Origin of the sequence: Flavobacterium limicola (genome assembly GCF_003634755.1) — a bacterium.
In the GTDB taxonomy this organism is placed as follows: domain Bacteria; phylum Bacteroidota; class Bacteroidia; order Flavobacteriales; family Flavobacteriaceae; genus Flavobacterium; species Flavobacterium limicola.
On the sequence record NZ_RBXA01000001.1, the window covers coordinates 138,851 to 164,077 of the forward strand.

Annotated in this window: 21 protein-coding genes and 1 tRNA gene; 18 read left to right on the forward strand and 4 right to left on the reverse strand. The window is 34.4% G+C overall.

Annotation, left to right across the window (positions count from 1 at the left end; all coding sequences use genetic code 11):
* Positions 1-276 precede the first annotated feature (276 nt).
* The 8 genes from BC952_RS00590 to BC952_RS00625 all read left to right on the forward strand — a co-directional run bounded on the left by BC952_RS00590 (position 277) and on the right by BC952_RS00625 (position 11,330).
* Positions 277-1,641, forward strand: a complete 1,365-nt coding sequence (locus tag BC952_RS00590; protein ID WP_121363801.1) for an MFS transporter — start codon at positions 277-279, stop codon at positions 1,639-1,641.
* Positions 1,641-2,297, forward strand: a complete 657-nt coding sequence (gene pgmB / locus BC952_RS00595) for a beta-phosphoglucomutase (RefSeq protein WP_121363802.1) — start codon at positions 1,641-1,643, stop codon at positions 2,295-2,297. The genes BC952_RS00590 and pgmB overlap by 1 nt, the downstream gene beginning before the upstream one ends.
* Before the next feature lie 96 nt (positions 2,298-2,393).
* Entirely contained in the window at positions 2,394-4,697 is a 2,304-nt protein-coding gene (locus BC952_RS00600) for a glycoside hydrolase family 65 protein (RefSeq protein WP_121363803.1), read from the forward strand.
* Positions 4,698-4,927: 230 nt separating this feature from the next.
* On the forward strand, positions 4,928-6,733 hold the full coding sequence (locus BC952_RS00605) for a glycoside hydrolase family 13 protein (RefSeq protein ID WP_244200072.1): 1,806 nt from the start codon (positions 4,928-4,930) through the stop codon (positions 6,731-6,733).
* Positions 6,734-6,850: 117 nt separating this feature from the next.
* Positions 6,851-8,509 carry an alpha-amylase family glycosyl hydrolase gene (locus BC952_RS00610; protein WP_121364892.1) on the forward strand — a complete coding sequence of 553 codons (1,659 nt, stop codon included), beginning with the start codon at positions 6,851-6,853 and terminating at the stop codon, positions 8,507-8,509.
* Between the two features lie 81 nt (positions 8,510-8,590).
* Positions 8,591-9,268: a glycerophosphodiester phosphodiesterase gene (locus tag BC952_RS00615; RefSeq protein ID WP_121363806.1), complete on the forward strand. Its 678-nt coding sequence runs from the start codon at positions 8,591-8,593 to the stop codon at positions 9,266-9,268.
* Positions 9,265-10,473, forward strand: a complete 1,209-nt coding sequence (locus BC952_RS00620) for a BaiN/RdsA family NAD(P)/FAD-dependent oxidoreductase (protein ID WP_121363807.1) — start codon at positions 9,265-9,267, stop codon at positions 10,471-10,473. The genes BC952_RS00615 and BC952_RS00620 overlap by 4 nt, the downstream gene beginning before the upstream one ends.
* A 125-nt stretch (positions 10,474-10,598) precedes the next feature.
* The gene (locus BC952_RS00625) at positions 10,599-11,330 is read left to right on the forward strand and encodes a hypothetical protein (RefSeq protein ID WP_121363808.1); all 732 of its coding nucleotides are present in this window, start codon (positions 10,599-10,601) and stop codon (positions 11,328-11,330) included.
* 8 nt (positions 11,331-11,338) lie between these two features.
* On the opposite strand, the gene BC952_RS00630 is transcribed toward BC952_RS00625, so the two are convergent.
* Complete coding sequence (locus BC952_RS00630; RefSeq protein WP_121363810.1) at positions 11,339-11,815, reverse strand: TspO/MBR family protein; 477 nt, start codon at positions 11,813-11,815, stop codon at positions 11,339-11,341.
* Between the two features lie 113 nt (positions 11,816-11,928).
* Between BC952_RS00630 and BC952_RS00635 the strand changes: the two genes are divergently transcribed.
* The 6 genes from BC952_RS00635 to BC952_RS00660 all read left to right on the forward strand — a co-directional run bounded on the left by BC952_RS00635 (position 11,929) and on the right by BC952_RS00660 (position 16,870).
* A complete protein-coding gene (locus BC952_RS00635) occupies positions 11,929-13,011 on the forward strand; it encodes a diphosphomevalonate decarboxylase (RefSeq protein WP_121363812.1) in 1,083 nt (360 codons plus the stop codon).
* A gap of 44 nt (positions 13,012-13,055) precedes the next feature.
* Positions 13,056-13,250: a hypothetical protein gene (locus BC952_RS00640; RefSeq protein ID WP_121363814.1), complete on the forward strand. Its 195-nt coding sequence runs from the start codon at positions 13,056-13,058 to the stop codon at positions 13,248-13,250.
* Between the two features lie 56 nt (positions 13,251-13,306).
* Positions 13,307-14,245: a mevalonate kinase family protein gene (locus tag BC952_RS00645; RefSeq protein ID WP_121363815.1), complete on the forward strand. Its 939-nt coding sequence runs from the start codon at positions 13,307-13,309 to the stop codon at positions 14,243-14,245.
* Between the two features lie 46 nt (positions 14,246-14,291).
* Positions 14,292-15,245: a geranylgeranylglycerol-phosphate geranylgeranyltransferase gene (locus BC952_RS00650; protein WP_121363816.1), complete on the forward strand. Its 954-nt coding sequence runs from the start codon at positions 14,292-14,294 to the stop codon at positions 15,243-15,245.
* Between the two features lie 269 nt (positions 15,246-15,514).
* On the forward strand, positions 15,515-16,423 hold the full coding sequence (locus BC952_RS00655) for a pseudouridine synthase (protein ID WP_121363817.1): 909 nt from the start codon (positions 15,515-15,517) through the stop codon (positions 16,421-16,423).
* Positions 16,424-16,507: 84 nt separating this feature from the next.
* On the forward strand, positions 16,508-16,870 hold the full coding sequence (locus BC952_RS00660) for a nuclear transport factor 2 family protein (protein WP_073352809.1): 363 nt from the start codon (positions 16,508-16,510) through the stop codon (positions 16,868-16,870).
* A gap of 80 nt (positions 16,871-16,950) precedes the next feature.
* Here BC952_RS00660 and BC952_RS00665 read toward each other — a convergent pair whose 3' ends face one another.
* Positions 16,951-19,098, reverse strand: a complete 2,148-nt coding sequence (locus tag BC952_RS00665) for a M3 family metallopeptidase (RefSeq protein ID WP_121363819.1) — start codon at positions 19,096-19,098, stop codon at positions 16,951-16,953.
* Between the two features lie 180 nt (positions 19,099-19,278).
* Between BC952_RS00665 and BC952_RS00670 the strand changes: the two genes are divergently transcribed.
* Positions 19,279-21,036: a DUF885 domain-containing protein gene (locus BC952_RS00670; protein ID WP_121363821.1), complete on the forward strand. Its 1,758-nt coding sequence runs from the start codon at positions 19,279-19,281 to the stop codon at positions 21,034-21,036.
* 150 nt (positions 21,037-21,186) lie between these two features.
* Positions 21,187-21,876 (forward strand): hypothetical protein, encoded by a 690-nt coding sequence (locus BC952_RS00675; protein ID WP_121363822.1) that lies wholly within the window; start codon positions 21,187-21,189, stop codon positions 21,874-21,876.
* A 94-nt stretch (positions 21,877-21,970) separates the two neighbouring features.
* On the opposite strand, the gene BC952_RS00680 is transcribed toward BC952_RS00675, so the two are convergent.
* Positions 21,971-22,558 carry a DUF937 domain-containing protein gene (locus BC952_RS00680; RefSeq protein WP_121363824.1) on the reverse strand — a complete coding sequence of 196 codons (588 nt, stop codon included), beginning with the start codon at positions 22,556-22,558 and terminating at the stop codon, positions 21,971-21,973.
* A gap of 421 nt (positions 22,559-22,979) precedes the next feature.
* Positions 22,980-23,061, reverse strand: a tRNA-Leu gene (locus BC952_RS00685).
* 108 nt (positions 23,062-23,169) lie between these two features.
* On the opposite strand from BC952_RS00685, the gene BC952_RS00690 reads away from it, so the two are divergent.
* A complete protein-coding gene (locus BC952_RS00690; protein WP_121363826.1) occupies positions 23,170-24,558 on the forward strand; it encodes a dipeptidase in 1,389 nt (462 codons plus the stop codon).
* A gap of 318 nt (positions 24,559-24,876) precedes the next feature.
* Positions 24,877-25,227, forward strand: a complete 351-nt coding sequence (locus BC952_RS00695) for a hypothetical protein (protein WP_244200073.1) — start codon at positions 24,877-24,879, stop codon at positions 25,225-25,227.

A 25,227-nucleotide genomic window follows, 5' to 3' on the forward strand; every position in this document is an offset into this window, starting at 1 on the left:
ATTTAAAATATTTATTTAGGTATAATTCTAATTACCAATTTTGGAAACTAATAATCTAAGAAGTCTAAAAATGTAACTAATCTAAGTAGGCCATTCTGTATTTTATTCAGTACTACAACCTTGTAGTTAAAAATGTTTCTCTTTTTTTGTTTCTGAAAAACAAAAATTTGAAATATATTTTTATATTTACCCCATCAAAGCTTTAACTTTTACTTCGAAAATAAGATAAGTTTTGATAAGCATAGCGCTTATCGTATTCATTTTTAAATTACGATAATGGAAAAGCGTAGATTAAGTTTCTGGGAAATTTGGAACATGAGTTTTGGTTTCTTGGGAATACAGATGGGTTTTGCCCTTCAAAATGCTAATGCCAGCAGAATTCTTCAAATTTTTGGTGCTGATGTTCACGAACTTTCTTGGTTTTGGATCATTGCTCCTCTAATGGGACTTATTGTACAACCAATAATAGGACATTATAGCGACAAAACTTGGGGTAAGTTCGGCAGAAGAAAACCTTTCTTTTTAGTAGGTGCTTTACTAGCATCCGTTGGTTTAATATTAATGCCTCAAGCCGAAATTTTTATTGCTTTTCTACCTGCCTTATGGGTTGGTGCAGGAATGCTGATGATTATGGATGCTTCTTTCAATATTGCCATGGAGCCTTTCAGAGCTTTAGTGGGAGATAATTTAAGAACAGACCAAAGAACACTTGGGTTTAGCGTACAAACCGCATTAATTGGCTTTGGTGCTGTTATTGGTTCATTATTACCTTATGTATTAACGAATTATTTTGGCGTTTCAAATAGAGATGAGGATGGCGGTGTTCCTATGCACTTGATTTTATCATTTGTAATTGGAGCCATTATTCTTGTAGGCTCGATTATGGTTTCCATATTTACGACCAAAGAATATTCTCCGGAAGAATTATTACAATTTGAGGATGAAATGGCACATCAGGAAACTAAAATTGCAGATGCCAATGCTAAAGAATCCAGTTTATTAGACATTTTTGATGATTTCAGAAAAATGCCCACGACTATGCGACAATTAAGCTGGGTACAATTTTTCTCTTGGTTTGGTCTTTTTGGAATGTGGGTTTTTACCACTCCAGCCATAGCCCATCATATTTATGGCTTACCCATTTCAGACAGCAAAAGCGAAGCCTATCAAAACGCAGGAGACTGGGTAGGAGTCCTTTTTGGAATTTACAATTTAGTTTCTGCTTTCTATGCCTTTGCACTACCGTATATCGCAAAAAAAGTAGGAAGGAAATTAACGCATTCTATCTCCTTAATTATTGGTGGACTCGGATTAATTTCCATCTATTTTGTACCCAATGAAGACTGGCTTATCTTATCCATGATAGGTGTTGGAATCGCATGGGCAAGTATTTTATCTATGCCGTATGCCATATTAGCGGGATCAATCTCTCCAATGAAAATGGGAGTTTACATGGGTATTTTCAACTTCTTTATCGTTATTCCCCAAATTATCAATGCCTTGATTGGCGGACCGTTAGTTAAATATTTATACAATGACAATGCCATATTTGCATTAGTTACCAGTGGCGTCAGCTTCTTGATTGCTGCTATTTTAGTAGTGAAAGTAAAAGATGTTGATGACGTAATAAAACAACAATAATGAATACAAAAGCATTTATATTCGACCTGGACGGAGTGATTGTTGACACGGCTAAATACCATTATTTAGCATGGCAAAAAATCGCAAATGAATTAAATATCGAATTTACACACGAACATAATGAATTATTAAAAGGAGTAAGCCGCGTGCGCTCTTTAGATATTATATTAGAATTAGGAAAAGTAACGGCCTCACAAGAAGATAAAGACAGATGGTTAGTTCAAAAAAATGAGGAATACTTATCCTATTTAGTTGACATGAATGAAAGTGAGATTCTTCCTGGAGTCTTTCCTATTTTAAAATTTTTAAAAGAAAACAACCAACCCATCGCATTGGGTTCAGCCAGTAAAAATGCCAGACCTATTTTGGAAAAAACAGGACTACTCCCTTATTTTGATGCTATTGTGGATGGAAATGATGTGACCAATGCCAAACCAGATCCTGAAGTTTTCCTAATAGCTGCAAAACTATTGAACATCACTCCAGAAAATTCAATTGTTTTTGAAGATTCAGTGGCGGGAGTTCAAGCCGCGAATATTGGTAATATGACCAGTATAGGAATAGGTGAAGCAAACACATTACACGAAGCAAAATACATCTTCAACGATTTTACAACCATCGACACGCACTTCATAGAAGAATTAATTAAAGAATAAAAAACAAGATTCAAAAACAAGAAAAAAGGATCAGATTGTATGTGACCCACAACAATCTTTGAATTTTTAATTATTGAATTTTTAAATAAAAAAAGAATGAATCAAGATTATATAAAACCAGACAATTGGTCTATCATAGAAGAAGGATTTGATGCCGAGTGTGTAAAATCATCTGAAAGTTTGTTTAGCATTGGCAACGGTGCTATGGGACAACGTGCTAATTTTGAAGAAAATTATAGCGGCGAAACATTTCAGGGAAGTTACATTGCCGGAATCTATTATCCTGATAAGACTAAAGTGGGCTGGTGGAAAAACGGATATCCGGAATATTTTGCCAAAGTTTTAAATGCGCCAAACTGGATTGGAATCGACATTGAAATCAATGGTGAAAAATTCGATTTGAATACTTGTTCCGAAGTCAAAAATTTTCGTCGTGAATTAAATATGAAAGAAGGTTGGTACAATCGTTCTTTTGAAGCCACTTTGAAAAACGGGACTGAAATTTCAGTTACTATTCGTCGCTTTCTTTCTATCGTTTTGGATGAAGTTGGGGTTATCAATTATGAAATCACACCTTTAAACAAAGATTCAAAAATAATTTACAAACCGTATATCGATGCAGGTGTAACGAATGAAGATGCCAACTGGGAAGAAAAATTCTGGGAACCACTTGATGTGAAAAAATCAGGAAATGAAGCTTTTGTAACAGCACAAACGTTCAAAACACATTTTAAAGTAACCACATTCATGCACAACAGCATTTTGAATAATGGTGAAAAAACAGCTATTTCTCCTTCTAATATTGATGCAACTGCTGATAAAATTCAATTCAGTTATGATGTAATTGTGGGGCAAGGCCAAAAATCATCCATCCAAAAAATTGGTGGATACACGGTTTCCTTAAATCATGAAAATACCATTACTGCTGCTGAAAAAGTGATTCAATCCGCTTTAACATTAGGATATGATCAAATGTTACAGGACCAAATTGCTGCTTGGGCAAAAATTTGGGAAATGTCAGACATTACCATTGATGGCGATGTAAAAGCGCAACAAGGAATCCGTTTTAATATTTTTCAATTGAACCAAACGTATTTAGGTAAAGATTCCCGATTGAATATTGGGCCAAAAGGTTTCACTGGCGAAAAGTACGGAGGTTCAACGTATTGGGATACCGAAGCCTATTGCATTCCGTTTTACATGGCAACCAAAGACCAAGAAGTAGCAAGAAACTTATTGACGTACCGCTACAATCAATTGGACAAAGCCATTGAAAACGCTGCTAAATTAGGATTTACTAATGGTGCTGCTTTGTATCCAATGGTGACCATGAATGGTGAAGAATGTCATAACGAATGGGAGATTACTTTTGAAGAAATTCATAGAAATGGAGCTATAGCATTTGCCATTTATAACTTTTACAGATACACTGGCGATTACAGCTACATTCCTGAAAAAGGATTGGAAGTATTAATAGGAATTGCACGTTTTTGGCATCAAAGAGCGAATTTTTCGACCAATTTAAACCAATACGTAATTCTTGGCGTTACGGGTCCAAACGAATACGAGAACAACGTAAACAATAATTTCTACACCAATTATATTGCAAAATGGTGTCTGGAATATACCTACGAACAAATTCAAAAAGTGTCTCTGGAATATCCTATTGACCACAAAAGAATTACCGAAAAAGTAAAAATCTCGGATTCTGAATTGCAATCTTGGAAAAAAGTTTCCGATAATATGTACTTCCCTTTTTCGGAAGAACATAATGTGTATTTGCAACAAGACGGTTTCTTGGACAAAGATTTAGTTCGAGTAGCTGATTTGGATAAAAGCCAAAGACCGATCAATCAAAAATGGTCTTGGGATCGAATTTTACGTTCGCCTTATATCAAACAAGCGGATGTTTTGCAATGTTTCTATTTCTTCGAAGATCATTTTTCGAAAGACGAACTGAAAAATAATTTTGAATTTTACGAATCCTTTACGGTTCATGAAAGTTCACTTTCGCCTTGCGTACACTCAATTCAAGCGGCATTATTAGACAAAATGGATATGGCGTACACGTTCTATTTAAGAACTTCCCGACTGGACTTAGATGATTACAATAAAGAAGTAGAAGAAGGTTGTCATATTACTTCAATGGCAGGAACTTGGATGAGTATCGTAGAAGGATTTGGCGGAATGAGAATTAAAGAGGATAAACTTCATTTTTCTCCAAAAATACCAAAAGAATGGAACGGGTACTCCTTCAAAATAAATTTCAGAAACCAAATTTTGAAAGTAGCTATCAATCATCAGGAAACAACTTTTTCAATTGTTGGCAATACAGAATTGGAAATCGTAGTAAACGGAAAGGCACTTGTTGTTTTTGCTGATAAATCGGTTACCGCATAAATAAATTGTTGGAACTTGTAGTAAATTCTATTATTTAATAAGAGGACTCTATGCCTCACAAACAATCCCAATTTTCATTGGGATTGTTTAATTACCAACAGTTTCTAAAATTTAGTTCGCTGCAATTGCAATTTAACACCACTAAAAAGTACATACTAATGAATAAAATTGGTACATTCCCTTTTATAAATAGGAACCTTATAAAAAAAATAACCTTATTCTTTTTCTTTATGTCTTTATCATTAAACGCTCAAATTCAAAGAGTCGAACCTCCTTTTTGGTATGCGGGTATGGAAAATCCGGAATTACAAATTCTATTTTACGGTAAAGACATCTCTCAATACCAAGTCATGGTTTCTGATGGGATAAAAATAACCAACGTTAAAAGAACAGAAAATCCCAACTACATTTTTGTAACCATTGATACCAAAAAAATTTCGGCCTCTGATTTCGTTTTTAACTTTAAAAGCAAAAACAAAGAAACGTTCACTCAAAAATATTCTTTAAATAAAAGAAGAGAAAATTCTGCGCAACGCAAAAGCTTCGATTCTTCGGATATGATGTATTTATTGATGCCGGATCGCTTTGCCAATGGAAATAGGAATAACGACAGCGAAAATTCAACACAAGAAAAATATAACAGAGAATTACCGGGCGGAAGACACGGTGGCGACATCGAAGGAATTATAAAAAACCTGGATTATATATCAGAACTGGGTGCAACAACCATTTGGAGTACGCCGCTTTGTGAGGATAACGATGCTAAACATTCCTATCATACTTATGGTCAATCTGATGTTTATAAAATAGATCCACGCTTTGGAACCAATGCTGATTATGTTCGATTGGCTTCCGAAATGCATAAACGAGATATGAAACTGGTGATGGATTATGTGACGAATCACTGGGGAATTGAGCATTGGATGATGAAAGATTTACCAACCAAAGAGTGGATTAATCAATTTAACACTTACACTCAAACCAACCATAAAAGAACGGTTATTCATGACACTAACGCCTCTGAAATTGATAAAAAAATCGCAATAGACGGTTGGTTTGTTCCGTCAATGCCTGATTTGAATTTAAAAAATCCTTTGACTTTAAAATACCTGATTCAGAATGCCATTTGGTGGATTGAATACGCTGATTTGGATGGTTTCAGAGTAGACACCTATAATTATTCAGACCCAAAAGGAATCGCAAAGTGGACAAAATCCATCACCGATGAATACCCAAATTTTAATATTGTAGGGGAAGTCTGGATGCAAAGTCAGGCGCAAATGGCGTATTGGCAAAAAGACAGTAAAATTGCTGAAATTCAAAATTACAACTCGTATCTGCCAAGCGTAATGGATTTCACATTGTATGAAGCAACCAGCAAAGCTTTCAGCGAAGACGAAGGTGCGTGGGACAAAGGAGTAGTGAAAATGTATGACAATTTTACCAATGATTTTCTGTATCCAAATATCAATAATATGTTGATTTTTGTCGAAAATCATGACACTAATCGGTTCAATCAAACCTACGCAAACGACATCAGAAAATACAAAATGGCAATGACTTTGATGGCTACCGTTCGTGGTATTCCACAATTGTATTACGGTAGCGAAATAGGAATGGCCGGCGATAAAGACAAAGGTGATGCTGATATTCGTCAAGATTTTCCAGGCGGATGGGAAGGTGATCAAAACAATGCCTTCATCAAAGAAGAAAGAACTCCAGGGCAAAGTGAGTATTTTGATTTTACGTCCAAATTATTCAATTGGAGAAAAACAAAAGCGGCAGTACACTTTGGAAAAATGACACATTATATTCCAGAGAACAATACCTACGTTTATTTTAGATACAACACCAGTGAAACGGTAATGGTTTTGATAAACAACAGTAATGAAACCCACACCATAAATACTCACCGTTTTAAAGAAAACATAAAGAACTTTAAAACCGGAAAAGATGTGATTTCTGAACTTACATTTGACGTTACAAACGAAATTATAATAGAGCCAAAATCGGTTTTGATTTTAGAGTTGAAGTAATTAAAATTCTATCAGAAAAAGCATAAAACAAAAGCGCTTGACAGAAAATGTATCGCTATTATTTCAACTTATATGACTTATATGTTTCAAGAAAAACAATCATTTAACACTGAAAAAATGAAAAAATATTCAATCCCACTTTTACTATTAACCATGACAATTTTAAATAGTTGCTCCAGTACAAAAACGGTTGCTGAGAGTAACAAAACACCTTTCGTTTGGGAAGGAGCCAATGTTTATTTCTTAATGACAGACCGTTTTAATAATGGCGACACTTCAAATGATATAAACTTCAACAGAACCAAAACAACGGGAAAGCTTCGTGGTTTTGAAGGTGGCGATATCAAAGGGATTTCTCAAAAGATTGACGAAGGTTATTTTGATAAATTAGGAATTAATGCCATTTGGTTCACACCTGTAGTGGAACAAATACACGATGGCGTTGACGAAGGAACCGGTTTGAGTTATGGTTTTCATGGGTACTGGGCTAAAGACTGGACCAACTTAGATCCTAACTTTGGAACCAAAGAAGACTTGGCTGCGTTAGTTCAAAAAGCACACGCAAACGGAATCAGAATTATTCTTGATGGCGTAATCAATCATACCGGACCTGTAACTGCTGAAGATACGGTTTGGCCAAATGACTGGGTGAGAACGGGACCAACTTGCGATTATAAATCATTTGAAAACACCACCGCTTGTACACTCGTAGCTAATCTTCCAGATGTAAAAACAGAGAGCAATCAAGCTGTGACTTTACCTCCTTTTTTAATCGAAAAATGGAAAAAAGAAGGGCGTTACGAACAAGAAATGAAAGAGCTAGATGCGTTTTTTGCTCGCACCGGTTATCCAATAGCGCCAAAATATTATATCATCAAATGGTTAACGGATTATATTGCCGATTACGGAATTGACGGATACCGTGGCGACACCGTAAAACATACTGATGAAACCGTTTGGGCAGATTTCAAAACCCAATGTGATTACGCTTTTGCAACTTGGAAGAAAAAAAATCCAACAAAGATTTTAGATAATAATGCTTTTTACACCATTGCTGAAGTCTATAATTACGGCATTAGTGGCGGACAAGATTTTGATTTTGGAGACAAAAAAATAAACTATTTCAAAAATGGTTTCAACAACATTATCAATTTTGAATTCAAATGGGATGCACAAAAAGATTATGAATTCATTTTCTCCAAATATTCAAATAAGCTGAACAATGACTTGAAAGGATATAGTGTTTTGAACTATTTATCTTCACATGATGACGGCGGACCATTTGATGCAAATCGTACCAAAACTATAGAAAGCGGAACAAAATTATTACTAAGTCCAGGACTTTCTCAAGTATATTATGGTGATGAAAGCGCTCGTTCGTTAGTAGTTGAAGGCACTCAAGGAGATGCAACATTGCGTTCGTTTATGAATTGGGAAGCTATCAAATCAAACCCTGAAACACAAAAAACTTTGTTACATTGGCAGAAATTGGGCCAATTCAGAAAAAATCATCCTTCAGTGGGAGCAGGAATTCACAAGCAAATTTCGACTCAACCGTATGTTTTTAGCAGAACATTTTCTAAAGGAGATTATATGGATTCAGTAGTTCTTGCATTGGATTTGGCAGTCGGATTAAAACAAATTTCTGTAGGATCTATTTTCGCAAACGGCACCTTATTAAAAGATGCTTACTCTAGTACAGAAGTACGTGTTGTAAATGGAAAAGTGACAATCGATACTGAATTTGACATTGTTTTATTGGAATTGAAAAAATAATTTTTAAAATAATTTAATCCAAACGCCTTTAGAAATGAAGGCGTTTTTTTTATGTTTACCTTTACCAAAAAATAAAAGACAATGCTCAAAATTGGACATCGTGGTGCAAAAGGATATGAACCAGAGAACACCTTTGTTTCGTTCCAAAAAGCATTAGACATGCAAGTGGACGGCATTGAACTTGACGTGCATTTGAGTGCTGATAGCGAAATAATGGTTATTCACGACGAATCTATTGACCGAACGACCAACGGAAAAGGTTTTGTAAATGCATTATCTTTGCGCGAATTGAAAGCCTTTAGAATAAATGAAGAGCAGCAAATCCCAACTCTGAAGGAGGTTTTTGATTTGGTAAACCAAGATTGTTTTATCAATATTGAACTCAAAAGTTATGAAGCAACAGATAAAGTAGTTTCCCTAATTGAAAAATACGTCACTAAAAAAGGATGGAAATACGACCGTTTTTTAGTTTCCAGTTTTGATTGGAATGCGTTGCAACAAGTGGCATTTTTAAATGATAAAATTCCAATTGGCGTTTTAACGGAAACCGATTTAGACCTGGCTTTGGCTTTCGCCAAATTTATTCAGGCAAAATCCATTCATCCGCATTTTCATTTATTGACAAAAGAAAACACGGCACAAATGCAGGAAAAAGGATTGCAGGTTTTTCCATGGACTATAAATGAAGTAGAAGACATTCAAAAAATAAAAACATTCAACGTAAACGGAATCATCACTGATTTCCCAAATAGAATATGAACCAGAATTTCGATATAATAATAGTAGGCGGTGGCGCAGCAGGTTTTTTTACAGCAATAAATATTGTGGAGAAAAATCCAAAACTGAAAGTTGCAATTTTGGAACGTGGTGCAGAAGTATTGCAAAAAGTTCGGATTTCCGGCGGCGGAAGATGCAACGTAACGCACGCTTGTTTTGAACCGAATGAATTGGTAAAATTTTATCCACGTGGCGAAAAAGAATTACGCGGTCCTTTTCATCAGTTTTGTTCTGGCGATACGATTGAATGGTTCGAGAAACATGGCGTAGAACTCAAAATTGAAGCGGACGGACGTATGTTTCCCGTTTCAAATTCTTCACAAACCATTATCGATTGTTTCCTAAAAGCCACACAAAAACTGGGAATCGCAGTACTTACAGGACAAAGTGTACAATCTATTTTCAAAAAAGAAAATGAATGGAAAATTGAAACCCAAACTGAAAATTATCTTGCCGAAAAGTTAATTTTAGCCACAGGAAGCAATCCTAAAGTATGGGAAATGTTACAAAATTTTGGCCATGCTGTTGTCAGTCCGGTTCCTTCCTTATTCACTTTCAACATCAAAGATTCCAGAATAAAAGAATTACCCGGAGTTGCGGCACAAGTAACTGTAAAGGTAAAAGATACTAAACTAACATCAACAGGACCATTGTTAATCACGCACTGGGGAATGAGTGGCCCGGCGATTTTGAAACTCTCCGCTTGGGGTGCCCGAATCTTGCATGACAAAAATTATCAGTTTACCATTTTCGTGAACTGGTTGAATGATGAAGACACAGCGGATGTTGAGAAAAAACTAAAAGAATTAAAACAGGAACACGCAAAAAAATCGGTTTCAAAAAAATCCCCATTCGAATTAACCAATAGATTATGGGAAAGTTTGGTGCTCGCTTCTGGAATTGAATCGGAAACAAAATGGGCAGATTTGTCAAAAATACAATTGCAGAACTTGGCAAATCAATTAACGAATGGGACTTTTCAAGTCAACGGAAAAAGCACCTTCAAAGAAGAATTTGTAACTGCAGGCGGAATTGATTTGAAAGAAATCAACTTCAAAACCATGGAAAGTAAGCTTCATGAAAACCTTTATTTTGCTGGTGAAATAGTTAATATTGATGCTATTACAGGTGGTTTCAATTTTCAAAATGCGTGGACGAGTGGGTTTATTGTGGCAAGTGCTATATAAAACCAAAGTCATTACAGCTCAATACTTTAATTAAGATAAATTTAGTTTTAGCTTAACAAGACTTTACCATTCAGTTTTCATTTTCACGGAATGATTTGAATATGTTTGTAATCAAATCACTACGAATGGTAAAAATCTACTCTTCTATTATATTATTATTTGTATATCAGTTTGGTTTCTCGCAAACTGAAAAATTAATTCACGGGAAAGTTTTACACGAACAATTTCCAGTGGAAAAAGTTGACGTTGTTAATTTCAGTTCTAAAAAAATCGTAATTACGAATGCAGCTGGGGAATTTTCTATTATGGTAAAATCGGGCGACGAACTCATTTTTATTTCAAAAGACCATGACATCAAAAAAATTGTTCTGGATGAAAAGACCGTTTATAAAAACAACCTTCTTATTTCATTAATACTTAAACCGCAAGAATTAAAAGAAGTAGTAATTACAAAAATACCAGCAATAAAATTAAGCACAGATAAAGCCTACGAACAGGGAAAACTTGACAAACTAGCCGTAGAAAAGTCTGCAAGAAGTTTAAAAACGGGCGTTTACAATGGTAGTATTGAAAACGGCATGGATTTAATGCGGATTGGCGGAATGATTTTAAAGTTGTTCATTAAAGAAAAAGAAGTCGTTAAAGAAACTGCTCAAATTGAATTCAAACAATTAGCAAAAAGCAGTTGTGACAAAAAATTTTACCATCAAACTTTAAAATTAAAACCAGACCAAATAGAGCTGTTCTTAGAATTTTGTGATGCGGATCCAAAATCAAAAATAGTTGCCCAAAGCAACAATGTATTGACTGTAATGGATTTCTTGTTTGCGAAAAATATTGAATTTAAAAAACTGTAAACAGAATTTTATCTATTCAACCACCAGATACTTCCATTCAAAACGGCAGCAAAACTTACCCAAGCCAAATACGGAATAAACAAATAACCCGCAATTTTATTGATTTTGGAAAACTGAATGTACGTTTCAAAAATCATCAACCACAATATGATAATTTCTAATCCGGCTAGCATTGGGTTGTGCAATCCAAAGAATAAATACGACCATAAAGCATTTAATGCCAATTGTATCGCAAAGAAAACTAAAGCTTTTTTTACGACTTCTTTTTCAGTTTCTATTCTATCCCAAACTAATCCTGCCGCAACACCCATCATTACGTACAACATACTCCAAACGGGTGCAAATATCCAATTGGGCGGATTAAAACTTGGTTTTATTAAGGTTGGATACCAAGTAGTAATTGCAGAACGAGTAACCGTCCCAGAGAAATAACCAATAGCAAGACACGTAACAACTACAGCTAATATTCGGGTGATTTTATTCATTTTTATATTTTTCTAATGTGAGCCAAATTTAATCAAAAAGTTAGTATAATTCGACGAATAAACAAATCTGCTTGTAAATCAAAAAAAGTATCTTTGCGTAAATTTTTCATTTTATGATTTCAGTAGACGATTTTATTCCATCAAAATATACGCATCCAGTTGAAAAAGGAAATTTTCAATGGAGCGCACCCAGCAACATTGCCCTTGTAAAATATTGGGGGAAAAAGGACAATCAAATTCCAGCGAATCCTTCGGTAAGTTTTACGTTGAATAATTGTAAAACGATTACCAAATTGGCTTTCGCCAAAAAAGAAAACGATGGTACATTTTCCTTTGATTTACTTTTTGAAGGACAACCAAAAGAAGATTTCAAACCGAAAATCCAAAAATTCCTGGAGCGAATTGAAATCTATTTGCCATTTCTGAAAGACTTTCATTTTACGATTGACACGGAAAATACTTTTCCGCATAGTTCTGGAATTGCTTCATCAGCATCTGGAATGGCTGCTTTAGCGATGAACTTGATGAGTTTAGAAAAAGCGTTATATCCCGAAATGACTGAGGAATATTTCTATCAAAAAGCGTCATTATTAGCGCGTTTGGGTTCCGGAAGTGCTTGCAGAAGTATAAAAGGCCAAGTAGTGGTTTGGGGAAATCACGCAAACATCTCCGGAAGTTCTGATTTATTTGGAGTGGAATTTCCAAATGCAATTCATGCTAATTTTAAGAATTTTCAAGATACCATTTTACTGGTTGACAAAGGTGAAAAACAAGTTTCAAGTACAGTGGGACATGATTTAATGCACAACCATCCTTTTGCCGAAAGGCGATTTGCACAAGCGCATGAAAACTTGGACCAACTGATTTCAATTTTTGAAAGTGGAAACTTGGATGAATTCATCAAAATTGTAGAGAGTGAAGCTTTGACGTTACATGCCATGATGATGACCTCAATGCCATATTTTATATTAATGAAACCGAACACTTTGGAGATTATAAATGCGATTTGGAAATTCAGAAATGAGACTAAAATTCCGGTTTGTTTCACGCTGGATGCCGGTGCAAATGTGCATGTTTTATATCCGGAAAATGTCGCTGCAAAAGTTTTACAATTTATTAAGAACGAATTAGTTGGCTATTGCCAAAATGGTCAGTACATTTGTGACGAAATTGGAAATGGCGCTGTGCTGATTTAATTTATTTATTTTTCCCTATCTTTATTTTTTAAAGAGCTGAAATTATGGATATTCAATCGGAGAAGTTAGAATTGATTAAGTTATTGTTAGAAACGAACGACAACGCTATAATCGAGGCTATCAAAAACATTTTCAAAGCACAAAAAAAAGACGTTTGGAAAGATTTATCTCCCGAACAACAAGAGGAAATTGATCTGGGAATCTTAGAAGCAAATCGCGGAGACCAAGTTGATTTATAAAAATTACTATACAAATACCTAATTATCAACCCCAAATTGTTAATTTAAAACATCATATGAAAGGACCTTTGTTTTACTCAAAAATATTACTCTTTGGAGAATACGGAATTATTCGTGACTCAAAAGGGCTTTCAATTCCTTATAATTTTTACAACGGAGCACTTAAAAAAGAAGAAAATCCATCTGACGAAGCGATTAAATCAAACGGTCACTTGAAACGATTTGTAACCTATTTAGAAACGTTACAAAACGAACAACCGAATTTAGTAACTTTTGATTTAGACACATTGAAAAGCGATGTAGAAACCGGAATGTATTTTGATTCCAGTATTCCTCAAGGTTATGGTGTAGGGAGCAGTGGCGCACTTGTAGCCGCTATTTATGATAAATATGCACACAACAAAATCACGGTTTTGGAGAACTTGACTCGTGAAAAATTATTGCAATTAAAAAATATATTTTCTCAAATGGAGAGTTTTTTCCATGGGAAAAGTTCTGGTTTGGATCCTTTGAACAGTTACTTGAGTATCCCGATTTTGATTAATTCGAAAGATAATATTGAAGCAACCGGAATTCCTACACAAAGTTTTGATGGTAAAGGCGCTGTGTTTTTATTAGATTCAGGAATTGTGGGCGAAACGGCTCCGATGGTAAATATTTTCATGGAAAGCCTAAAAGACAAAGGTTTCCGTGCGATGTTGAAAAATCAATTTGTAAAATATACGGATGCTTGTGTGGAAAATTTCCTTGGTGGAGACATGAAATCATTGTTCATGAATACCAAAAAATTATCAAAAGTAGTTTTGAATAACTTCAAACCAATGATTCCGGAACAATTTCACGGAATTTGGCAACAAGGAATTGACAGCAATGATTACTATTTAAAATTATGCGGTTCGGGTGGTGGCGGTTACATCTTAGGTTTTACCGAAGATTTAGAAAAAGCCAAAGCATCGCTGAAAGATTATAAACTAGAAGTAGTTTATCAGTTTTAGTCCTTAATCCTGAAGAGGAATTTAAAAATTAAATTATAATTTTATAATGTTAAGCAGGCAGCACAAACTTCTCCTAATGAAAATTGCAAGTTTGTTCTCTGTAGTTAGAGGCTATAACATTCCCGTCATTATTTTGGCGCAATACCTTTCGGCTGTATTTATTTTAGCTCCGGAAAAAAGAGCGCTTGATATTTTGCTCGATTTCAATTTATTTATTCTGGTTTTTGCATCGTCACTTACGATTGCTTCAGGATATATCATCAACAACTTTTATGACAGCCAGAAGGATTTAATCAATCGGCCTAACAAATCGATGTTGGATCGATTGGTGAGTCAAAAGACAAAATTGAATGTATATTTTACGCTCAATTTTATTGTCGCTTTGATGGCTTTGTTTGTTTCCTGGCGCGTATTTTTATTCTTTTCAGGATATATATTTTTCATCTGGTTTTATTCCCACAAAATAAAAAAATACCCAATAATAGGAAACCTGACCGCTGCATTATTAGCCGTTTTGCCTTTTTTTGCCATACTGTTGTATTTTTACACTCGAATTCCATTTGAAGAGATTGAAAATTACAGAAGGCAATTAGGCGTCATTTTTTCTCATGCCTCATTTTTGTTTTTGCTTTTGCTGATTCGGGAAATGATCAAGGATTTAGAAAACCTAAAAGGAGATTTAGCTAATGATTACAAAACAATCCCTATTGTTTACGGTGAAGAGATATCAAAAATAACCATTACTGTTTTGACTATTCTGACGGCATTACCGGTTTACGCTTTGATTGATATTTATGATGTGGGTTACATGGATATTTATTTTTATTCATGCCTGATTATCCTAATTTTCTTCTTGCTTTACTTGTGGAAATCTAATGCGAAACCACAGTTTTTACTGCTTCACAATGTATTGAAATTTCTTATTGTTGCCGGAGTATTTTGCATTGTCTTGATTAACCCAAGTGTTTTATGGCACGGAAAAAGACTGTTGATGGTTTAATTTTTCCTTTTTCCAAATTATAAAAAGGATAAAAAACCATTCTCGAAATTCTCCTATATTCCCCGATTAGCTTAGCCCCGATTGCAACGGCATCCTTTTTCTTTTTCCTTTAAAAAGAAAAAGATAGAGTGGAAAGCGGGAAATAGCTCCAAAAACCACACTAAAATATATTAATTGGCTTATTAACTAGATAGTTAGCGTTTTTATAATTGGTGGTTATTGATTGTCAAGTATATAAATAGTATCTTTGCACAAATTATTGGAATATTATGAATAACAAGGAAGGCAATAATAAGAAAAGTGGTCCTAGAGCAGCTAGCTCAAGACCAAGTTCGAATAAGCCAAAACCTGCCATGCAGAAGCGCGCTCAAGGGCCGAAAAAAGTTAAAGTAAATACTAAAGTTGCCGATATCGCTACTGATAAAGTAGAGAAAAAACCAAATCAAGCACCAAAGAGACCGAAAGTAAAAGACGAAATTCGTTTGAATAAATATATTGCTAATTCTGGTGCGTGCTCGCGTCGTGATGCGGATATTTATATTCAATCCGGAACGGTGAAAGTAAACGGAATTCCTGTTACCGAAATGGGATACATGGTAAAACCGGGAGATGTTGTGAATTTTGACGGTTCGACTTTGACACCGGAGAAAAAAGTATACATCTTACTGAACAAGCCTAAAAACTTTACAACTGCGATGGACGAAGGTCAGGAATATCGCAATGTATTGGAATTAGTAAAAGGTTCTACGACTGCAAAAATTGGTGCAGTGGGAAGAATGGACAAGAATACAACTGGTTTGTTATTGTTCACGAATGACACGGATATGATTCGTAAATTCACGTTACCAAGTCAAAAATCATCTAAAATTTACCAAGTTTCACTTGATAAAAACTTGAAATTTGAGGATTTAGAAAAAATAAATAAAGGGTTGACGCTTGACGGACACCGCGTTTTTGTGGAAGATGTAAGTTACATTGAAGGTGAAGCGAAAAGTGAAATTGGGTTACAATTGCGTTCAGCTAACGTAAAAGTAGTTCGTTCTATTTTTGAACACTTTAGCTATGATGTATTGCGTATTGACAGAGTTTCTTTTGCTGGTTTGACCAAAAAGAATTTACCAAGAGGAAACTGGAGATTGCTTACTGACCAAGAAATTATCAATTTGAAGAACGTTTAATATTTCTTTGAAATTATACAATGAAATCCCTTCCGTTTATACGGAATGGGATTTTTTTAATTAAAAATTCAATCCTAAATAAGTATGACACCAGAAAAATTACAATCAATTGCTTTTAAATGGTTTGAAACTTTCAATAATAAAGAATTAGAAAAATTATTGTCTTTATATGATGAAGATGCGGTGCATTTTAGTCCAAAACTAAAAATGTACAAACCGGAAAGTAACGGTTTTGTTACCGGTAAAGAGGCCTTGCGAGAATGGTGGAAAGATGCTTTTGAGCGTTTACCAAGCTTGAATTACAAAGTAAAATCGCTAACTGCCAATGGCGACCGCGTTTTTATGGAATACATAAGAACGGTTACTGGTGAAGAAGATTTGCTGGTAGCGGAAGTATTGGACATCAGAGAAGACAAAATAATTGCTTCTCGCGTGTATCACGGATAAAAACCGATTTTGATTAGAAACAAAAAACCCTACGACAATTTATTTATGTCGTAGGGTTTTTATTTTAGAAGAAAATATACTTATCCTTTAACTTTTTTAAGTGGTTCTGCTTTTTTGTCCAGACCTCGTTTTCTCAACAAAGGCTCGATACTTGGTTCGGCACCACGGAAGCCTTTGTACAAAACCATAGGGTCTTCGGTTCCTCCTTTTTCCAAAACATTCTCACGGAATAATTTGGCTTTTTCAGGATTGAACAAAGTAGTTGTTTTGAACGCTTCAAAAGCATCCGTATCTAAAACTCCTGACCAGATATAGCTGTAATATCCTGAAGAATATCCTCCTGAGAATATATGGCTGAAATATGTGCTGCGGTATCTTGGAATAATAGAAGAAATTAAACCAATTTTAGTCATTGCTGCTTTTTCGAAAGAGTTTGCATCAACAGTAATGTCTTTGGTTTGAGAATGGTATTCTAAATCCAATAAAGATGCTGCAAGATATTCTGTTGTGGTAAAACCTTGGTCAAAAGTACCTGCTTTCTTCAATTTATTCACTAACGCTTCCGGAATCACTTCTCCAGTTTTATAATGCTTTGCATACATTTTTAAAACTTCTGGTTCAGCCGCCCAATTCTCCATAATTTGAGAAGGAAGTTCTACGAAATCTCTTGGAACACTTGTTCCTGCTAAACTTTTATACGTCACATTCGACAATAACCCGTGTAAAGAATGTCCAAATTCATGAAAGAAAGTCGTCACTTCGTCAAAAGTCAAAAGCGCCGGAGCATTTGCTGATGGTTTTGTAAAATTACATACGATAGAAACCACTGGAGCAACACGCTTTCCGTCCACCGTTTTTTGACTTCTGTATGAGGTCATCCAAGCTCCGCCACGTTTCGATTCACGCGGATGAAAATCCATGTATAAAACCCCAATATGCGATCCATCTTTTTCTAAAATCTCCCACACGGTAGAATCTTCGTGATATTTTGGAACATTAGTCAACTCTTTAAATTGAATTCCGTATAATTTTTCAGTTACTTGAAAAACACCTTTACGAACATTATCTAAACTGAAATATGGTTTCAATTCTTCTTCGTCAAGATCAAAACGTTCTTTTCTGATTTTCTCCGTGTAATATCTCCAGTCATACGGTTGTACCGCGCCTTTAATTCCTTCTTTAGCCATCATTTTCTGAATATCGGCGGCTTCCGTTTTAGCTATTTCCAATGCTGGTTTCCACAAATCATTCAACAGCTTGTTTACATTCTCCGGTGTTTTAGCCATCGATTCTTCTAATACATAATTGGAATGCGATTTAAATCCTAACAATCTCGCTTTTTGTCCACGAAGATTTGCTAAATCCACTGCATTCTTCTTATTATCAAAAGCATCGTCATGGTTGCCTCTGGTTTGGTAGGCATTCCAAATTTGCTTGCGCAATTCTCTATTAGAACTGTATTGCAAAAACGGCATCACACTAGAATTGGAAAGGGTGAAAACCCACTTTCCTTCTTTTCCTTTTGCTTTAGCATCAACAGCGGCAGCATCAATTAGTCCTTGTGGCAATCCGGCTAAATCTTTTTTAGAATCAATAACTAACTCGTATGAATTGGTCTCCGCCAAAATATTCTGACCGTACTTTAAACTGGTTAGCGAAAGATCTCCGTTTATTTTACGCAATATTTCTTTGTCAGCATTTGATAAATTAGCTCCGCTTCGAACGAAATCTTTGTACGCATTATCTAAAATTTTGGCTTGTTCTAAGTTTAAGCCTAAAGTTTCTCTTTTGTCCCAAAGCATTTTTACTTTTGCGAATAATTTCTCGTTCAAGTAGATATTATCTCTGTGAGCGGAAAGATTTGGCGCCATTTCTTTGGCAATATTTTGAATTTCTTTATTAGTGTTCGCCGAATTCAAATTAGAAAAAACCGTATTCACATCCGACAATAATTCTCCTGCATTTTCCATAGCAAGAATTGTATTCTCAAAAGTGGCAGGCTGCGTATTATTTGCAATAGCATTAATCTCCGCTTGATGTTTACTGATTCCTTCTAAAATAGCAGGTTTAAAATGTTCATTTTTAATTTTGACGAAAGGCGGCACATTAAACGGCGTGTCGTAAGCTTGAAAAAATGGATTCATAGTGGTGTTTTCTTTTTTCTCTTGTGCTTCAATTGTTAGCATATTCCCAATGACTAACAAAATGAAAAAGGATTTTTTTTTCATTTAGGTGTGATTAATTAGAATAGTAAATTTAGCCGAAATCTATTTAAAACAAGAACTACAACGGCGCCTTAACTAAATTTTATGAAATAGAGAAAGTCTTTTATCAAACGAAAAACTATTCTTACGTTATAAATTGAAAAAAATCAATAAATTAGCTCAATGAATTACTAAATATACATTATGAAAAAAATAACCACTCTTTTACTTTCCGTAACCACGTCATTATTGTTGGTTAACTGTAAATCCGAAGATAAAAAACAAGACTTCAGCAGTCTGACGAAAAACTATTTTGACGACAAAAATGCGATGAGTCCATTGGATGCGACTCAAAGTGGTCAAAATCAATACAACGATCAATTGCAGTTTGAAATGACAGACAGTTTCAGAAAATCGCAAGCAGCTTTCTTTGACAAATACCAATCTGCACTGCAAAATATCACTGTCGAAGATTTATCCGAAGAAGAAAAAAACAGTTACGAAATCATCAAATGGGAAGTTGAGATTGGTAAAGATTTACTAAAACAACCTACAAATTTGCTTCCTGTTCATCAATTTTGGGGAACACATTTGACTATGGGGCAGTTTGCAGGCGGAACCGGAGCACAACCTTTTAAAACAGAAAAGGACTATATGAATTTCCTAAAAAGAATGGATAAGTACGCTGTTTGGATTGATTCAGCTATGGTCTACATGAAAAAAGGACTTGCAAAAGGTGTTATATTACCCAAATCGTTAACGGTAAAACTGATTCCACAATTTGCAGAAATGGCTACGCCAAATATTGAAGACAATCTATTTTACTCTTCAATAAAACTAATGCCTGCTTCTTTCCCTGACAGCATAAAAGAAGATTTAACAGCAAAATACACAGCGACAATCAATACCAAACTGATTCCGCAATACAAGAAAATGGCTGATTTCCTGAATAAAGAATATCTTCCTGCTTCAAGAGCAACCAGCGGAATAGGAAGTTTGCCTTTTGGAAAAGAGTTATATGCCGCATATGTAAAACAATGGACTACTACCGAAATGACTCCCGAGCAAATTCATGAATTGGGATTAAAAGAAGTAGCGCGATTGAATGCCGAAATGGAAAAAGTAAAAAACCAAGTCGGTTTCAAAGGCACTTTATTAGAATTCTTTGAGGAGGTTAGAAATAAAAAGGAATTAAAACCTTTCACAAAACCGGAGGAAGTGATTGCTAATTTTCAAAGCATTTATACGCACATCAAACCGAATGTAGATAAATTATTCGCATTGCAACCCAAAACGAAATTCGAAATTAGAAGAACGGAAGCTTTTAGAGAAAAAACAGCCAGTGCTGAGTACAATCAAGGAACTGCTGACGGCACGCGTCCCGGTATTTTCTATGTTCCAATTCCTGATGTAGCGAATTATAATATGTATGGCGATGAAGATTTGTTTTTGCATGAAGCGATTCCAGGACATCACTTTCAAATCTCTTTGCAACAAGAAAACGAAAGTCTTCCTGATTTCAGAAAATTCAATTGGTTTGGCGCTTACGGCGAAGGTTGGGCTTTATATACGGAAAGTTTAGGAAAAGAACTTGGATTGTATCAAGATCCGTATCAGTATTTTGGAATGCTGGGCAATGAAATGCACCGTGCGGTTCGATTAGTTGTTGACACCGGCTTACATTCCAAAGGTTGGACCAGAGAGCAAGCTATCAAATATTCATTAGCAAATGAAGCCGAAAGTGAAGCGAGTATTATTCCTGAAATTGAGCGTTACATGGCGATTCCGGGACAAGCTTTGTCATATAAGATTGGCCAACTGAAGATTATGGAATTACGCAAAAAAGCGGAAACTAAAATGGGCACTAAATTTGATATTAAAAAATTCCATGAAAAAGTATTGGAATCCGGAGTAATGCCATTAGCATTATTGGAAAAGAAAATTAATGCTTGGATAAACTAAATAATTAAAATATGAAAAAAAAATATCATTGTAATACTTTTTTTAATACTTTTAATATCTATAGTACAAATATAAATTATTTACATTGTTGTTAAGGTATTAAAATTTAACAATTAATGTTTTTTGAATACCTTAATTTAATCAGTAAACATGAAAAAAATATTATTAACTGCTTTTTTGATTTGTGTTAATACATTAATTTGTAATGCACAACAAACTCTTGATGCTTTAGGTCAGAATAATGCTTCTGTCTTATATAGAAATAAAGGTTTTGACAAAAAAGAATCAAAAGATGTTGAAGGTACTCCGTATTTAATTAAAGAATTTAGACCTGCCGAAGTTTCAGGAATTAGCCAAAAATTAATGGTTCGTTACAATGCTGAAACTGATCTTGTCGAAGTTCAAGATGATAATCAAGAGTTTTTTCCATTAATAAAAAAAGAACCTTTTAGCACAATCAATATAGTTCCATTTACTAATAAACTCAGACTTTTAACCTATAAAACAAAAGAAGGAGTCATAAATGGTTATTTAACCGAATTACTAAACGATAATAATATTACATTATTTAGAAGAGATAAGATTATTATCCGAATGGGTAAAGAGAGTAGCAGTTCTTATAGTGCTGCTAGCCCAAGCAAATATGTTAAAGCCAATAATGAATATTATTATATATTAAAAAATGAGGAAGCTTTAATTATGCCAAAAAACAAAAAGGAGTTAGAACAACTATTTCCATCAAAAAAAGAAAAAATAGAACTTTATCTAAAAAAAAATAAATATTCTTTAGATAATGAAAATAGCATTATAGAAATGGCAAAATTCATATCAACTTTGTAAACCATAAAAAAAGCTTCTCAAATGAGAAGCTTTTTTTATGTTGTTGGCTCACTATTAAAGAAATTAGAGAGAAAGAAATTAAGTAATACTACTGCTACCCTAGAAAAAAACTAAAAATATTGGAAGCAAAACTTGATTCTCTTTTTTCCTCTATAATTTCAAAAGTGGATACTCCAAGAAGAAGTCGGATTCCTTCCGGCATAGTGCTCAAAATAATTCTTTTTTGGTCATTTATAAGCAACTGAAGGCTTTTGAAATTCTGATTTTGACTTTTAAAATATGAAAAAACTAACATTGCTGAAAAATTTAATATAGCAGAAGCTGTTTCGCTTTTTACACCAATTTCGTTTGAAATCATTTCTGAAATCCTATCTTTTTTATTTGAAAAAATTAAGTTTAGCGGTTTACAACCTTCTTTATTGAAGGAACTATTTATAATTAAAGTTTTTGTAGCTTCAAATTTAACATCGGTATAAAACTCAGAATTAGAAATATATTCCATAAGTTCATCATAAAGATTTTTATCATCAAACTTATTATTCAATCCTATCAAGATAGTAGAAATACTTGTTTCTATCGACTTTTTCATCAGCACTTCACTCTCATTGTATTCCTTACTAAATTTTGAAACAAGAAATGGTGAAATAAAACCTCTTAATTGATTATGTAAATATGCAACCATAGACCACCTGTTTAATTAATTTAAAATATCGACTAAATGTTATTTTTCACCGTTCAAGTGTTAAATTTATAAAAAATAATACTTATTTTTTATAAAATTTATATATATTTTACATCTAGTAGGTTTTAAATAGACACAAGTTCAAAATAAGTAATTTTTTTCTTTCAATAATACTTTTGTACAATTTTAAAAAAAATACATCTGAAGCCAAAATAATATTTAATTCATTTTGTCATAAAACAAATTCCAAATTCTAAAATGCATATAACTGCATCATTATTAATTAAAAAGAAAGTAATAAAAATAGAAAACAATTTCAAGAATGGTCAATTTACAGCTAATTTTTCAGGAAATTAATGGTATAAATACGAAAATAAAAAACCCTTTAAACGTTAGAATAACGATTAAAGGGTTTTTAAAGTGCGGATAATAGGACTCGAACCTACACGCCTTGCGGCACCAGATCCTAAGTCTGGCATGTCTACCAATTTCACCATATCCGCGCAATTGTGGGTGCAAAGATACACTTAACTTCCAATTTTCAAAACAATTTTGATAAAAATTATTCATACTCTTTTTTGTACTTTTGAAATATAAACAAAATTCAAATAATGGAAAATATTAAAGCATACGTTCAAGAACACAAAGACCGCTTTATCAACGAGTTAATCGAATTATTAAAAATCCCATCCGTAAGTGCTGACACTGCTTATTCTCACGATGTTTTTGAAACAGCTGATGCCGTAAAAGCCAGTTTAGAAAAAGCAGGCTGTGATTTTGTTGAAATTTGTGATACTCCAGGGTATCCAATCGTATATGGCGAAAAAATCATAGACCCAGCATTACCCACCGTTTTAGTCTACGGACATTATGATGTGCAACCACCAGATCCAATCGAATTATGGACTTCTCCCCCTTTTGAACCCGTAATCAAGAAAACCGAAATTCATCCTGAAGGCGCCATTTTTGCCCGTGGATCATGTGATGACAAAGGCCAAATGTACATGCACGTAAAAGCATTAGAATATATGGTTCAATCCAATACTTTGCCTTGTAACGTAAAATTCATGATTGAAGGCGAAGAGGAAATTGGTTCTAAAAGCTTAAGCTGGTTTGTAGAACGCAATCAGGAAAAACTAAAAAATGATGTGATTTTAATTTCGGATACCGGAATGATTTCTAATCAGCAGCCATCAATTACAACAGGTTTACGTGGCTTAAGCTATGTAGAAGTTGAAGTTACGGGACCAAACCGTGATTTACATTCTGGATTATACGGAGGAGCCGTTGCCAATCCGATAAACGTTTTAGCTAAGATGATTGCTTCGCTTCATGATGAAAACAACCACATTACCATTCCCGGTTTCTATGATAATGTAGCAGAATTATCCTTAGAAGAAAGAGCTGAAATGGCCAAAGCGCCTTTCAATTTAGAAAACTATAAAAAAGCATTGGACCTTAATGACGTTTATGGGGAAAAAGGTTATGTAACGAATGAAAGAAATTCCATTCGTCCTACACTGGACGTTAACGGAATCTGGGGTGGTTACACCGGAGAAGGCGCCAAAACAGTTATTGCAAGCAAAGCTTTCGCTAAAATCTCGATGCGTTTGGTTCCAAATCAAGACTGGGAACAAATCACCGAATTGTTTACCAAACATTTCACCAGCCTTGCTCCTGCCGGCGTTACCGTAAAAGTAAAACCGCATCATGGCGGACAAGGTTACGTAACCCCAATAGACAGCATTGGCTACAAAGCCGCAAACATGGCGTATACGGAAACCTTTGGCGTTCCCGCAATTCCGGTGCGTTCCGGTGGAAGTATTCCTATCGTAGCGTTGTTCGAAAAAGAACTGAAAAGCAAGACTATTTTAATGGGATTTGGTCTGGACAGCGATGCCATTCACTCGCCAAACGAACACTTCGGGATCTTCAATTACCTAAAAGGAATTGAAACCATTCCGTTGTTTTACAAATATTTTGTGGAGTTGTCAAAATAAATTCCTTTCATCAAATACTAAATCCGCTCTAAACAGGGCGGATTTTTTTTTGGGCGTTCCCCGCTGAAAATAGCGGGTCAGGCTGTCCGTTCTCAATCTTTTTATTTTTTAAAACAAAAAAATAAAAAGGATTTCCACTTCCATCCTTAACGCAAACCGCTGACTACCAAAATATTTTTCTCTAAAACTTGTTTATTTGCTTTTTTATTCTACATTTGTAGAGCAAACTCTATTTTCGTAGAACAAAATTATTTTATGCGACAAACTGTTATTGTAATCGGCTTGGTATTTTTGTTTTTTGGCTGCAAGACCAATCAAATGAAAAATAAACGTAGAGAAGGACTTTGGATTGAAAAATACGCACAGGATAGTTCCCACTATAAATCAATTGGAAAATACCGAAAAGGTGATCCCGTAAAAAAATGGAGGTATTACTTAAATGGTAAAATCATTAAAAGAGAAAAATACAAAGACAACATTTGCAACACTACTTTTTATCATGAGAATGGAAAAATACAATCCAAAGGAAAAACAAAAATGGAAACGAGCGATAAGTACGCGCATTGGTTTTATTTTGGTGACTGGAACTTCTTTAATGAAGATGGAAAACTAATAACGATAAAGAAATATAATAACGGGGAATCATTTTCCGAAATAGAAATTAAATAA

Excerpts from the sequence above, each read along its gene's own strand:
- BC952_RS00640 (WP_121363814.1), top strand. The coding sequence starts at position 13,056 with ATGGATATTCAATCGGAGAAGTTAGAATTGATTAAGTTATTGTTAGAA.
- BC952_RS00600 (WP_121363803.1), top strand. The coding sequence starts at position 2,394 with ATGAATCAAGATTATATAAAACCAGACAATTGGTCTATCATAGAAGAA.
- BC952_RS00590 (WP_121363801.1), top strand. The coding sequence starts at position 277 with ATGGAAAAGCGTAGATTAAGTTTCTGGGAAATTTGGAACATGAGTTTT.
- pgmB (WP_121363802.1), top strand. The coding sequence starts at position 1,641 with ATGAATACAAAAGCATTTATATTCGACCTGGACGGAGTGATTGTTGAC.
- BC952_RS00630 (WP_121363810.1), bottom strand. The coding sequence starts at position 11,815 with ATGAATAAAATCACCCGAATATTAGCTGTAGTTGTTACGTGTCTTGCT.
- BC952_RS00695 (WP_244200073.1), top strand. The coding sequence starts at position 24,877 with ATGAAAAATAAACGTAGAGAAGGACTTTGGATTGAAAAATACGCACAG.
- BC952_RS00650 (WP_121363816.1), top strand. The coding sequence starts at position 14,292 with ATGTTAAGCAGGCAGCACAAACTTCTCCTAATGAAAATTGCAAGTTTG.
- BC952_RS00680 (WP_121363824.1), bottom strand. The coding sequence starts at position 22,558 with ATGGTTGCATATTTACATAATCAATTAAGAGGTTTTATTTCACCATTT.
- BC952_RS00620 (WP_121363807.1), top strand. The coding sequence starts at position 9,265 with ATGAACCAGAATTTCGATATAATAATAGTAGGCGGTGGCGCAGCAGGT.
- BC952_RS00655 (WP_121363817.1), top strand. The coding sequence starts at position 15,515 with ATGAATAACAAGGAAGGCAATAATAAGAAAAGTGGTCCTAGAGCAGCT.
- BC952_RS00675 (WP_121363822.1), top strand. The coding sequence starts at position 21,187 with ATGAAAAAAATATTATTAACTGCTTTTTTGATTTGTGTTAATACATTA.
- BC952_RS00665 (WP_121363819.1), bottom strand. The coding sequence starts at position 19,098 with ATGAAAAAAAAATCCTTTTTCATTTTGTTAGTCATTGGGAATATGCTA.
- BC952_RS00625 (WP_121363808.1), top strand. The coding sequence starts at position 10,599 with ATGGTAAAAATCTACTCTTCTATTATATTATTATTTGTATATCAGTTT.
- BC952_RS00645 (WP_121363815.1), top strand. The coding sequence starts at position 13,307 with ATGAAAGGACCTTTGTTTTACTCAAAAATATTACTCTTTGGAGAATAC.
- BC952_RS00610 (WP_121364892.1), top strand. The coding sequence starts at position 6,851 with ATGAAAAAATATTCAATCCCACTTTTACTATTAACCATGACAATTTTA.
- BC952_RS00615 (WP_121363806.1), top strand. The coding sequence starts at position 8,591 with ATGCTCAAAATTGGACATCGTGGTGCAAAAGGATATGAACCAGAGAAC.
- BC952_RS00635 (WP_121363812.1), top strand. The coding sequence starts at position 11,929 with ATGATTTCAGTAGACGATTTTATTCCATCAAAATATACGCATCCAGTT.
- BC952_RS00690 (WP_121363826.1), top strand. The coding sequence starts at position 23,170 with ATGGAAAATATTAAAGCATACGTTCAAGAACACAAAGACCGCTTTATC.
- BC952_RS00605 (WP_244200072.1), top strand. The coding sequence starts at position 4,928 with ATGTCTTTATCATTAAACGCTCAAATTCAAAGAGTCGAACCTCCTTTT.
- BC952_RS00670 (WP_121363821.1), top strand. The coding sequence starts at position 19,279 with ATGAAAAAAATAACCACTCTTTTACTTTCCGTAACCACGTCATTATTG.
- BC952_RS00660 (WP_073352809.1), top strand. The coding sequence starts at position 16,508 with ATGACACCAGAAAAATTACAATCAATTGCTTTTAAATGGTTTGAAACT.